At 66.5% G+C, this 12,637-nt stretch carries 9 protein-coding genes; 3 read left to right on the forward strand and 6 right to left on the reverse strand.

Annotation, left to right across the window (positions count from 1 at the left end):
• Positions 1 to 32: 32 nt before the first annotated feature.
• Positions 33 to 332 (reverse strand): hypothetical protein, encoded by a 300-nt coding sequence (locus AC0CH8_RS15750; protein WP_465240714.1) that lies wholly within the window; start codon positions 330 to 332, stop codon positions 33 to 35.
• Positions 332 to 3,148, reverse strand: a complete 2,817-nt coding sequence (locus tag AC0CH8_RS15755; RefSeq protein WP_465240715.1) for a M16 family metallopeptidase — start codon at positions 3,146 to 3,148, stop codon at positions 332 to 334. Before AC0CH8_RS15755 ends, AC0CH8_RS15750 begins: the two co-directional genes overlap by 1 nt.
• Positions 3,149 to 3,290: 142 nt before the next feature.
• On the opposite strand from AC0CH8_RS15755, the gene clpB reads away from it, so the two are divergent.
• Entirely contained in the window at positions 3,291 to 5,870 is a 2,580-nt protein-coding gene (gene clpB, locus AC0CH8_RS15760) for an ATP-dependent chaperone ClpB (protein WP_465240716.1), read from the forward strand.
• A gap of 393 nt (positions 5,871 to 6,263) precedes the next feature.
• On the forward strand, positions 6,264 to 6,806 hold the full coding sequence (locus AC0CH8_RS15765) for a pseudouridine synthase (protein ID WP_465240717.1): 543 nt from the start codon (positions 6,264 to 6,266) through the stop codon (positions 6,804 to 6,806).
• Between the two features lie 794 nt (positions 6,807 to 7,600).
• Here AC0CH8_RS15765 and AC0CH8_RS15770 read toward each other — a convergent pair.
• The 3 genes from AC0CH8_RS15770 to AC0CH8_RS15780 form a co-directional block, all read right to left on the reverse strand.
• Complete coding sequence (locus tag AC0CH8_RS15770) at positions 7,601 to 8,668, reverse strand: OmpA family protein (protein WP_465240718.1); 1,068 nt, start codon at positions 8,666 to 8,668, stop codon at positions 7,601 to 7,603.
• 193 nt (positions 8,669 to 8,861) lie between these two features.
• Positions 8,862 to 9,605, reverse strand: coding sequence for a terminase large subunit domain-containing protein (locus tag AC0CH8_RS15775; RefSeq protein WP_465240719.1), 744 nt, complete (start codon positions 9,603 to 9,605; stop codon positions 8,862 to 8,864).
• Positions 9,602 to 10,192, reverse strand: coding sequence for a hypothetical protein (locus AC0CH8_RS15780; protein WP_465240720.1), 591 nt, complete (start codon positions 10,190 to 10,192; stop codon positions 9,602 to 9,604). The genes AC0CH8_RS15775 and AC0CH8_RS15780 overlap by 4 nt, the downstream gene beginning before the upstream one ends.
• 427 nt (positions 10,193 to 10,619) lie before the next feature.
• Between AC0CH8_RS15780 and AC0CH8_RS15785 the strand changes: the two genes are divergently transcribed.
• Positions 10,620 to 11,351 (forward strand): PEPxxWA-CTERM sorting domain-containing protein, encoded by a 732-nt coding sequence (locus tag AC0CH8_RS15785; protein ID WP_465240721.1) that lies wholly within the window; start codon positions 10,620 to 10,622, stop codon positions 11,349 to 11,351.
• A gap of 505 nt (positions 11,352 to 11,856) precedes the next feature.
• On the opposite strand, the gene AC0CH8_RS15790 is transcribed toward AC0CH8_RS15785, so the two are convergent.
• A complete protein-coding gene (locus AC0CH8_RS15790; RefSeq protein WP_465240722.1) occupies positions 11,857 to 12,498 on the reverse strand; it encodes a PEPxxWA-CTERM sorting domain-containing protein in 642 nt (213 codons plus the stop codon).
• Positions 12,499 to 12,637: the final 139 nt, after the last annotated feature.

Here is a 12,637-nt window from a genome sequence, read left to right on the forward strand (position 1 = left end):
GGGCCGCGAAACAGTGCATCAGGCGGTGGCGATCACGCGGTGCGCGTGCCCGACATCGGAAAGCTGCCGAACGCGCCGGCTCCAACCGACCCGACCAGCGTGTCGCCGTCGACCGTGCCCTCGCAGTCCAGCGTCATCGGCATCGGCACGCTGACGCTCTGCTTCCACGCGACGGTATCGCCGTCGACCGTCCCGTTCACGGCCATGCTGCCCATCGCGCCGGACACGTCGCCGGTGAAGGTCGCGCCGTCGCTCTTCACGGTCAGCGTCATCTTCTGGTCGCCCAGCGGCGACTTCACAACGCAATCATAGGTGCCGTCCACCCCAGCCATCACTTCGTCTCCTGTGTTGCGCCCGTTACGGACGCTGCCGTCACGGACTCGACCGGCAAGCCCAGCGTGTCAAGCTGCGGCCGCACGACCTTGGCATCGCCGATCACGACCCAGATCGCGCGGGAAGGGTCGAGTGCCGCCTTCATCGCGGTATTCAGCTGAGGCAATGTCATGCCGCGGTACCGCTGTGCAATCGTGGCATAATAATCATCGGGCCGGCGATACAGGTCGTTGTTCTGCATCGCGCCCAGCACCGCGCCGCCGGTTTCGAAATTGCCGCTGAGCGAGCGCACCGCGCCACTGATCGCACGATCGAACTCCACCTGCGTCATCGGCTCCGCACCCACGAAGCCGCTCAGGTCGCCGCGCAGCGCGGCGATCGACGGTCCGGTCTTGTCCGCCTGCACGGGTGCCTGCACGTAAAAGGGCGCGGCATGCTCCAGCTGACGGAAGATGCCGTACACGCCGTACGACCAGTGTTTGCCCTCGCGCAGGTCCATGTTCAACCGGCCCAGGAAACCTCCGCCCAGCGCGTCGTTGGCGGTCTGGATCGGCAGCAGATCCTCCGTTCCCGTCAGCGCGTTGGTGATACCCGCGACGATCAACGACTGCGGACTGTCGGGCCGATCGATCAGCACGATCTTGGGAGCAGCCGGCGTCCCCGCCCCCTCGAACCGCTTCACGCCCGCCGGCCCGCTCGCCTTCCAGTCGCCGAAGACCGGCTCCAGCGCCGCCTGCACCTCGGCCAGCGGCCGGTCGCTGACGACGAACAGCTTCGCCTTGTCGGGCCGCAGCCACGCCTGCTGGAACGCGATCAGATCGGCGCGGGTCAGGCCGGCGACCGCACGCGCATCGCCGCTGCCGGCGGTCCGCGCATAGGGGGAGTCCTTGCCGTACAGCAACGGCGGCAACGCGCGTTGCGACAGGCCGCCGGGATTGGTCAGTTCCTGCGCGATCTGCGCGATCTGCTGGTCGCGGACTCGCGCGACTTCGGCATCGGCAAAGGCGGGACGACGCACGATGTCGGCGAACAGCGCCGTCGCCGGGGACAGGTTCGCACTCGGCACGCCCAGCGTCACATAGGTGCGATCCGCGCCGAAACTGGTGTTGATGCTCGCGCCCAGCCGCTCCTTGGCGATCGCGAGCTGCGCCGCCGATAGCGTCGCCGTGCCCTCGTCCATCGACGACAGCGTCAGTTGCTGCGTCCCCGACTTGCCGGGCACGTCCGCGGCCGCACCCGCGTCGAAGCTCAGCGACATCTGCGTCATCGGCACCGCCGCCTGCTGCGCATAGATCAGCTCGATCCCGTTCGACAGCTTCGCGCGTTGCACCGCCGGAAACTTCAATTCGCCGATCGTGCCGAGCGCGGGCAAGCCGCCGCGTGTTCCCTTCACCGGCGTCTCCGGCGCAGCGGTCACGGTGGCGGGGGGCGGTACCTTCGCCTCCTCATACGCGTCGCGCGGTCCCGGCACGACGGTCAGCGTGTAGGACGGCTTGGTCAGCCACTGGTCCGCCGCCGCCTTCACCGACGCGGGCGTCGCGCCCGCCAGCCGCTCCAGCTCCTTCTTCGCGAAACCGGGATCGTTCGCCAATAGCGCACCGCTCGCCAGCACCCGCGCCTGACCGTTGACCGATTCCAGCGAGGCGATGCGCCCCGTCGCCTCGTTCGTGACGACGCGGCTCACCTCGTCCGCGGTCGGGCCGTTCTTCAGGAAATCGGCGGTGATCGCATCCAGCCGCTGCATCACCTTCGCCGGATCGACGCCCTCCTTCACGACCACCTGGATCGTGAACTGGCCGATCTGATTATAGCCGTAATTGTACGCCGATACGCTGGTCGCCAGCTTCTCCTGTCGGACCAGCGCCTCCTGCAACCGTGAGCTGGCGAGGCCGCCGAGCACGTTCGCCGCAATGTCGAGGTTCACCGATTGCGGATCGTTCGACCCCGGCACCGTCCAGCTGCGCGAGATCATGACCGCCGCGACACGGTCCTTCATCGTCTCGACCTTGGGGGCGGTCAGCGTCGTCACCGGCACCACCCGCGCCGCCGTCTTCGGCCCGCTCGGAATCGCACCGAAATACTTCGTCACCAGCCGCCGCGCGGTTGCAACGTCGATATCGCCCGCCAGCGCGAGCACCGCATTGTTCGGCCCATAATGGCTGCGGAACCAGTCGCGCACCGTCGTCAGCGTCGCCGCGTCCAGGTCCGCCATCGACCCGATCGTGTCGTGACCATAGGGGTGCGTGACCGGCAACAACCCGGCGGTGATCTTGTAGTCGACCAGACCATAGGGCTGGTTGTCGCCCTGCCGCTTCTCGTTCTGGACGACGCCGCGCTGCTCGTCGAGCTTGGCCTGCGTCACCGCGCCGAGCAGATAGCCCATCCGGTCGCTCTCTAGGAACAGCGCCCGCTCCAGCGCCGCGGTCGGCACCGTCTCGTAATAATTGGTCCGGTCGAGATTGGTCGTGCCGTTGAAGTCGGTCGCGCCGACCTGCTTCAGCGGTTCAAAAAAATCGTCCGGCGCGTTCTCCGAACCATTGAACATCAGATGCTCGAACAGATGCGCGAAGCCCGTCTTACCCGCCGGTTCGTGCTTCGCGCCGACATCGTACCACACCGACAGCGCCACCACCGGCGCCTTGCGATCGGTATGAACCACCACCCGCAATCCGTTGGGCAGCGTGAATTCCTCATATGGCAGGTTCACCGCCTTCACGAGCGTCGCCGCCGGCACCGGCTGCGCCGTTTGCGCGACCGCAGGACTCACGAGCGCGATCGCTGCCACGCCGGCCAGCGCGACGGATGTGATGGTCATGTCGGAAAGGGTCTCCAATGCAGAAGACCGGAGCCTATAACGCAGTTTAGGACGACGCAATGGAGCGTCCAATTTCGTATATCCGCCCTCTTGTGTTGCCCGAATACAACACCATGTGATCGCCAACAGACAGGGATCATCCATGAACCTCGAACGATTCACCGACCGCGCAAAAGGCTTTCTCCAGTCCGCGCAAACCGTTGCGATCCGCATGAGCCATCAGCGCATCGCCCCCGAACATCTGCTGAAGGCGCTGCTGGAGGACGAGCAGGGCATGGCCGCCGGCCTGATCCAGACCGCCGGCGGCGATGCGAAGCGCGCCGTGGCCGACACCGACGCCGCACTCGCGAAGATTCCGGCGGTCAGCGGCTCCGGCGCGCAACAGAGTCCCGGCCTCGACAACGACACCGTCCGTGTCCTCGATTCGGCGGAACAGATCGCGCAAAAGGCCGGCGACAGCTTCGTCACCGTCGAACGCCTGCTCGTCGCGCTGGCGCTGTCGCTCACCACCGCGGCCGGCAAGGCGCTGAAGGCCGCTGGCGTCACGCCGGAGGGGCTGAACACCGCGATCAACGAGCTGCGTCAGGGCCGCACCGCCGACACCGCCGGGGCGGAGGACCGCTACGACGCGCTGAAGAAGTTCGCGCGCGACCTGACCCAGGCGGCACGCGACGGCAAGCTCGATCCCGTGATCGGCCGCGACGAGGAAATCCGCCGCACGATCCAGGTGCTCGCCCGCCGCACGAAGAACAATCCCGTCCTGATCGGCGAACCCGGCGTCGGCAAGACCGCGATCGTCGAGGGCCTCGCGCTGCGCATGGCCAATGGCGATGTACCCGACGGCCTGAAGGACAAGACGCTGATGGCGCTCGACATGGGCGCGCTGATCGCCGGCGCGAAATATCGCGGCGAGTTCGAAGAGCGGCTGAAGGGCGTCATCGATGAGGTGAAGGCCGCCGAGGGCGACATTGTCCTGTTCATCGACGAGATGCACCAGCTGATCGGTGCGGGCAAATCCGAAGGCGCGATGGACGCGGGCAACCTGCTCAAGCCCGCGCTCGCGCGCGGCGAGCTGCATTGCGTGGGCGCGACCACGCTCGACGAATATCGAAAATATGTCGAGAAGGACCCTGCGCTCCAGCGGCGGTTCCAGCCGGTCTTCGTCGGCGAACCCACGGTCGAGGACACGATCTCGATCCTGCGTGGCCTGAAGGAGAAATACGAACTCCACCACGGCGTCCGCATCACCGACGGCGCGCTCGTGTCGGCGGCGACGCTGTCGAACCGCTACATCACCGACCGCTTCCTGCCCGACAAGGCGATCGACCTGATGGACGAGGCCGCCAGCCGCATCCGCATGGAAGTGGAGTCGAAGCCGGAGGAGATCGAGACGCTCGACCGCCGTATCCTGCGCCTGAAGATCGAGCGCGAGGGCCTGCGCCGCGAAACCGACGCCGCGTCGCTCGACCGGCTGGAGACGATCGAGCACGATCTCGCCAATCTCGAGCAGCAATCCGCCGAACTCACCGCCCGCTGGCAGGCGGAAAAGGAGAAGATCGGCGCCGAGTCCAAGCTCAAGGAACAGCTCGACGCCGCTCGCGTATCGCTCGATCAGGCACAGCGTCAGGGCGACCTCGCCCGCGCCGGCGAGCTGTCCTACGGCACGATCCCGCAACTCGAGAAGCAACTGACCGAAGCCGCCGGCGCGACCAAGGGCGCGATGCTGCGCGAGGAGGTGACCGCAGACGACATCGCCGGCGTCGTCAGCCGCTGGACCGGCATCCCCGTCGACCGCATGCTGGAGGGGGAGCGCGACAAGCTGCTGAAGATGGAGGAGGTCATTGGCCAGCGCGTCATCGGTCAGGCCGATGCGGTGCGCGCCGTCTCCACCGCCGTCCGCCGTGCGCGCGCCGGGCTACAGGACCCGAACCGTCCGCTCGGCTCGTTCCTGTTCCTCGGGCCGACCGGCGTCGGCAAGACCGAACTGACCAAGGCGCTCGCCGAATTCCTGTTCGACGATCCCGCCGCGATGGTCCGCATCGACATGAGCGAATTCATGGAGAAGCACGCCGTCGCCCGCCTGATCGGTGCCCCTCCCGGCTATGTCGGCTATGAGGAAGGCGGCGTCCTGACGGAGGCCGTTCGCCGCCGCCCCTATCAGGTGGTGCTCTTCGACGAGGTCGAAAAGGCGCATGGCGACGTATTCAACGTGCTGTTGCAGGTGCTCGATGACGGCCGCCTGACCGACGGGCAGGGTCGCACCGTCGACTTCTCCAACACGCTCATCATCCTGACCAGCAATCTCGGGAGCCAGTATCTCGCGAACCTCGACGAGGGGCAGGATGTCGAGGCGGTCGAGCCGCAGGTGATGGAGATCGTGCGCGGGCATTTCCGCCCCGAATTCCTCAACCGGCTGGACGAGATCATCCTCTTCCACCGTCTGGGGCAGGCGCATATGGGCCCGATCGTCGACATCCAGGTCGGTCGCGTCGGCAAGCTGCTCGCGGATCGCAAGGTCGCGCTCGACCTGACCGATGCCGCCCGCGCATGGCTCGGCCGCGTCGGCTACGACCCCGTCTACGGCGCCCGCCCGCTGAAGCGCGCCGTCCAGCGCCACCTTCAGGACCCGCTCGCCGACCTGATCCTGCGCGGCGACGTCAGGGACGGATCGACCGTCCATGTCGACGAAGGCGACGGGAAGCTGGCGCTCGTCGTCAGCTGACGGTCCTCGATCTCCCTTCGGGGAGGTCGAACTGCTGACTCCCCTCCCCTTCGGGGGAGGGTTGGGGGGTGGAACCTTGGCGGGCCGCACGCGGCGGTGTCACGCCCGGACCTTCCAATCACAGGATCGTTGCACAACCTCATCTACCACCGCCGGCGGAGGCCGGGATCCAGCCAGGATGTCGGCGGTCGTCGACGGAGAACGTCACCCAACTGGACCCCGGCCATCGCCGGGGTGGTGGCTCAGGGAAAGGCAGCGTCGCTATCCCGCAACGATCACCTGAAACGACGGAAGTAGAAAAACGGAGCCTCCCGACACCGTCGCCCCGTCGCGGCCTCATCGCCACAGCGATCGCACGCGACATCGCCAGCGCATGATGGCACAGCCGCGGCGATGACCCGGCTGATCCTGTTCAACAAACCCTATGACGTGCTCAGCCAGTTCACCGACCGCGGCACTGACACGCCGCGCCGGACGCTGTCGGACTTCATCGACCTGCCCGGCATCTATCCCGCCGGCCGGCTCGATCGCGACAGCGAGGGCCTGCTGCTGCTGACCGACGACGGCCGGCTTCAGGCGCGTATCGCCGACCCTCGCTTCAAGCTGGCCAAGACCTACCTGGTGCAGGTCGAGGGCGAACCCCCGCCCGATGCACTCGACCGCCTGCGCCGCGGCGTCGCGCTGAAGGATGGCATGACACGCCCGGCCGAGGTCGAGCGCATCGATCCGCCCGCCCTATGGCCGCGCGATCCCCCGATCCGCGTCCGCGCCGCGATCCCGGATTGCTGGCTGCGACTGACGATCCGCGAGGGCCGCAACCGTCAGGTCCGCCGCATGACCGCCGCCGTCGGCCACCCGACGCTTCGCCTGATCCGCTGGAGCATCGGCGACTGGACGCTGGCCGATCTCCCTCCGGGGCAGTTCCGACCGGCCTGACGGTACGCCGCAGCGTTCGTGGCAGCGGATCGTAAGCGCGCAGGGCCGAGTGACCCGACTGACAGACGCGCTTTGAAAGACGAGCCGACGCGTCGAAACGCCCTTCCTTCAGGGTGCCGTCGGGAGGAGCTTTCCTGGCCGTCACCAAACTACCACCCCGGCGAAGGCCGGGGTCCAGTTCGGTAACGCTCTCCGTCGATGACTGAAGACACCACAACTGGGCTCCGCCCTTCGACCGGGGTGGCAGAGGTTGCACGGAATTTCCTTCAGGAGAACAGCTAAGGGTTCATCGCTGTCGAGCGCCCTCCGTCGGCGCGCAACGGAGCATCAGGTCGGTCCGACCCCTGTCACCAGACGCTCCGCGCTACCGCCGTCCGGCCAGGCGCATGGAAGGCGCCCCGACACCGTCACCCCGGACCCGTTCCGGGGTCCCCCGGGCCGCAGGTCGATCGGCAAAGGGCTCATATCCCATGCCCCCCGGGCCATGGACCTTTGGAATAAGCCGATGCTCACCCCTTCGGATCAGGACACGACCCAACTATCCTAGCATGTACTCCCGCGAAGGCGGGAGCCCAGTACGGGATCCCCGCCTTTGCGGGGACACATGCCCGGTCCATTTCCGACGGGAAGAGTGCCGAACGAGTTCGGGAAGACGAGGCCAGCCTACAAATCGACGCGCAGCCAGCCGTCTCCCGCCGCCCCCGGCATGCCAGCGACAATCCACAAACCCGGCACAAAAGAAAAGGGAGGCCGGCTTGCGCCGACCTCCCCGATCTTGCTCCGAGAGGAGAGACTTACTGGCCCGAACCCGGACCGTAAGTGATCTCCACGCGACGGTTCTGCACTTCGCGGACGCCATCGGCAGTCTGCACGCGCAGGTTGGTCTCGCCGAACGCGCTCGTCGTGATGACGCCGTCCGGGATCGAACGCGAGGACATGTACGCCTTCACCGCGTCTGCACGGCGCTGCGACAGGCCCTGGTTGTACTGCGACGAACCCGAGGTGTCGGTGTAACCGGCCAGCTGGACCTGTGCGTTGCCGCAGGTCTGGTACTGGGTCACGGCGTTGTCGAGGATCGACGCTGCTTCCGGCGTGATGTCCGACTTGTCCCACTCGAAGAACACGATGAACGGTCCCGGCGAGCATGCGATCGGCTCCGGCGGAGGAGGCGTCGGCGAACCGAAGTTGTACGTCACGCCGCCCAGGATGCTGTGCGAACGGAAACGGCCATCAAGATTGCGGTTCGCAACGTCCACCAGCCCAACGCTCTCGGCGTTGAAGAAGCGGTACTTCAGGCTGACGTCGATGTGATCGGTCAGCGGCGCGCGGATACCCGCGAGGCCCTGATACGCGAACACCGTATCCGAATCGGACACCGAGTCGAGGTTCTGGTTCAGCGCGAGGCTCTGCTTCACGCGAGCGACACCGACACCACCGCCGACGAAGCCCTGGATGCCGTCGTCTTCACCGAAGTCGAGCAGCGCGTTGACCATGAAGCTGAGCGCCGAGGTGCGGCCGCCAGCCGAGTCATACACGCCGGCCGGCGCGTTCAGGCGGGTGCCTGCACGGTTGGCGATCGGCGTCGTGGTCGTCGACGAATAGCTGTCGACGTTGGCAACGCGGTAACCGACTTCCGTCTCCAGACGGAAACCGCCGAAGTCGTAACCGATCACGCCGTCGACGTCATAGCCATACTTGTGATCGACGGTGCCAGCATTGCTGAGCGTCCCGATGTCGTAGTCGATGTCCTCGACCACCATCGCGCCGCCCTCGATGCCGATGTACCACGAGTTATCGCGGGCCATGGCAGGTGCGGCGAGTGCGGTGGATGCAAGTGCCAGTACGATGGCAAGCTTCCGCATCATATTCCCCTTTCTTGAAGTGTCACTACGGACAGGGCAAACTCACTATCCCGCGGATGGTTTCCAGACAAGGCGACATTGTTCCGCGACTGTTGCCGCAGCGCAACACCAATTTTCGCTCAGGGCGCGATCAGCCCATGCGCGCGGAGCGCCAGCAGCATTGCGGCCATCGTTCGACGTGCCTCGATATCGATTACATTTCCGCCACTTGGCGCCGGAACAGCGGGCTGCTGCGCGCCCAGCACCGGCGTTCCGCCGATGAAGATGCGACGTGCCGAAATAATACCGATTTCCCAGGAACCCGCGATGAAGCGAAGGACCTGCTGCGCGCTGGCAACGCCATCACGCGCCGCATCAGCATCGTCGGGCGCGGCGTCGTCGTCACCAGCGCCCGCGGCCGGTCACCGATGCGCAGCCCCAGCATCAGATTATCCCAAGCCGCGTCGCCGTATCGCCATTTCGCCAGTTCGTCGCACCACGCGATATGATGCTCCGGCCCGCGCAACGCCTCCGGTGCGTTCGCCGAATAGACATACGCCTTTGCCCCCGATCCGAACGTCACTTCCCCGGCAGAGGCGCGCCACTCGATCTTGTCGGTCGCGCCCGCCACCGCGATCAGGCCGCTCGCCCCCTCGATCATGATCTTGCGCACCTCGCCCGCGGTGTCGCCGACCAGCGCGATCCGCGCCTTCGCATTCTCCCGCGCATAGGCCGCCACCCACTCCGCCCCCGCCCGCGTCTTGCCGAAACCGCGCCCGGCGCGGATCAGCCACACCCGCCAGTCGCCCAATGGCGCGACCTGCCCCGCATGCGCCCAGCTTCCCCAATCCTGCATCAGCCGCATCCGCAGTCCCGGCGGCAGGATGAACAAAGCCTCCTCGCGGTGCTCCGGCGCGACCGCCGCCAGCCGCGCCAGCACCTCGCCCTCCTCGGTCATCCGCGCCCCCGCTTCACCAGTTCGTCCAGCCGCGCGAGCAGCGCCGCATCCACCTGTCCCTGCGTCGGCGCCGCCGCCCGGCGATGCGCGCCGTTTGCCGGGCGGGTATCGACGAAGGTCAGAACCTTGATCGCCAGATGCGGATCGAACGGCTCCCGCCGCGGCGCGTCGAAGTCGAGATCATCCGGATTGTCCCCGCTCGACCGATGCCCCAGCGCATGCGCCAGCAAATCCTCGCGCAGCCGCTCCTTGCCCCGCTCCAGCGCCTTGTCCCAAAGGGCAGAGAACTCCGCATCCCGCTCCCGCAACTGGCGCGCGCTTCGCGAACTCGGCCCTGCGATCCGGGCCGACAGCGTGACGTTGCAAGTCGCCGCCAGCGTTTCGAGAAACACCTGACGGCGCGGTACGGTCCAGCCGTCGCGACGGGCCTGCCGAACCAGTCCACCCCGGCGTCCCAGCCTCACCTCCGCCTTGCCGACACCCGCGGCCGCGTGGCCCGCGATGACGAGTGCCCGTGTGCCGCTTGCGTCATCCGCCCGAACCTCGCTGTCGGAGCCAGTCTGCCCCGCCACGTCATTCCGCCCCATATCCGCTCCCCCGCTACCGGTGGTGACCCCATCCACGTCGCCACCCGCGCCCGCCGCCCCCGCAGGCGGTCGCGTCCCCCATCGCAGGACCGGCCGGCTCAACCCGTAGGGCCGAACCGACCGTTCCGAACGCCAGAAGGGCCAGTCGCAAATCCGGAGGCCCCCGCCCCCGAACCGCGCCGGCCCGACTTGCTAATTCTCGATGTTCCTGTTTTGTACACAAACAGCGTGACGCTGTCAAGCACCGTCTCGGCGCAAGCATCGATTGCTGCCCAAAACACCCGCTTGCCGGCCCCCGACCCGCATGCAAGCCTATGGTTAACGACACGTATACAGAGGGTTGCGCGCGAACTCCCAACAGGGAGCCGCGTCGGCCCCGATCGACGGGGGGGATGCGCCCAGGCGCCACCAAACGGGGAGTACGATCATGAAGCTCGCACATCTGTTGATTCCCGCCGCCCTTTGGACGGCATCCGCGGCCACCGCGGAGACGACGGACTTCTCGAACGGCGCGGAAGGGTGGATCGGCAACGCCGTCGTCGACACCGGTCTCGGCAACACCGCCCCGTCCTTCCATACGCAGGCCGAGAGCTTCGGCATCTCGTGGCGCAACGACAGCAATGCCGGCTTTCTCGGCGATTACACGCGCAGCGCCGGCGTGACGATCAGCCTCGACGTGCTGACCAACTCGATCACCTATCTCGGTACCGAGGTGACCCGCGACCTGTTCGTGAAGCTGACCGACCTCGATCCCGCCAACAGCGCCGACAACGCCACCGTCTATTACCGGCTCGGCACGCTCTCCGCCGCGATCGACGGCTGGCAGACGCTGTCGGTGACGATCGACGACACCAGCGCCGCCGCCTTGCCGTCCGGCTGGGGCGGTGTCGACGGCGACGGATTCCTGAACCTGCCCGCCGGCCGCACGTTCGCCAGCGTCCTCGCGAACGTCGACCAGATCGAATTCACCACCTACGAACCCGATTATTTCTACGGCTTCACGGTCTTCGACGTCGCGGGCGACAATTTCTCCGTTACCCCGCTCGCCGGCGCCGTCCCCGAACCCGCGAGCTGGGCGATGATGATCGCCGGCATCGGCCTCGCCGGCGGCGCGCTACGCCGACGCCGGACACCGTTGCTGCGCGTGGCCGGGGCGTAAAATTCGACGCTGATCCTTGTTGGAGAGGAACCGGTCCTGTGTCCCCGCGAAGGCGGGGACCCAGTGCTGGACCGCTCGCGCACCCTGTCCGAAGGGCGCAAACGTCGAATATTCGCGCCTTCACCCGTATCGATACGGAGAAGGAGCCTCGCCGCCAGCCCATCGCTGGTGAAGAAAGTCATCCCGTCCCTCAAGAAGGTCGTTGCGAAACTCCTCTGCCACCCCCGGCGAAGACCGGAGTCCAGTTGAAATGTCGGCGGTAATCGACTGAGACCGCTACCCGACTGGGCCCGCGCCTACGCCGGGATAGTGCTTATGTGACAGGCAGCAGAACTGTGTCGCAACACTCCCCGAGAAAAGGAGAGCAGGATAGATTCAACCCGTCCTGCGCCTTGGCCCTGCCGCAGGTTGCCACCTCCCGCACGCCGAACCGCGACGCGACACGAAAAAGCCGCCGGTTGCTGGGCAACCGGCGGCTTTGACCGACCCGAACGGATCGGCAGGATCAGGCGAAGGAAACCGTCGTGCTGACCTTGCGGCGGCGCATCGCGCCACCGACCATGCCGATGCCACCGATCATCATTGCCCACGTCGCCGGCTCCGGCACCGCGCCCGCGACGGTGTACTCGAACGTCGCATTGACGATGCGCGGCTGAAAGCTCGATGCGAACCGGTACGCCGCGCCATAGCCCTCGAATACCGTCAGGTCGCCGTTCGTGGCGGCGACGTTACCGACGCCGGTGCCGTTGGTGTAGCTCAACGAATCCGAAGTCAGCGTGAAATACAGGCCATAGCGCGTGTTGGCGTCGAGCATCAGGTTGGTGATGTCGATCGTGGTCGCGGCGCCCGATCCGGCCGAACCCGCCGTATTGGTCGAAAACAACGTCCAGCCGGCCGCATCGCTCTGGAAACCGGTCGAGGTGCCCTGACGGAAGTAGAACTCGAACGTACCGGTCGTGCCCGCGTTCGTGTTCACGTTCAGCCCCAGCGAATTCAGGCTGATGGCCTGGTTCCCCACCAGCACGTCGAAAATGTTACCGTTGTGCGAATTACCGCCCGCGAACGTGGTCGTCAGCGACTGCGCCGTGGCCGGAGCGGCCATCATCAATGCTGCCGTGAAACCGGCTGCGATCATCGTCTTCATCATGTCTCTCGTCCCCGATGCATCGCCGTCGGGGCAGATGCTGCGCCCGTTTAGCTGAGGTTCAGGCTTCCGTGACGACCGGAAACCAACTTTTAAGCATGCCACGTTTCGCATTGGGACGCGCGTCGGCTAACCCCTTGAA

Source organism: Sphingomonas sp. AC435, assembly GCF_979253005.1.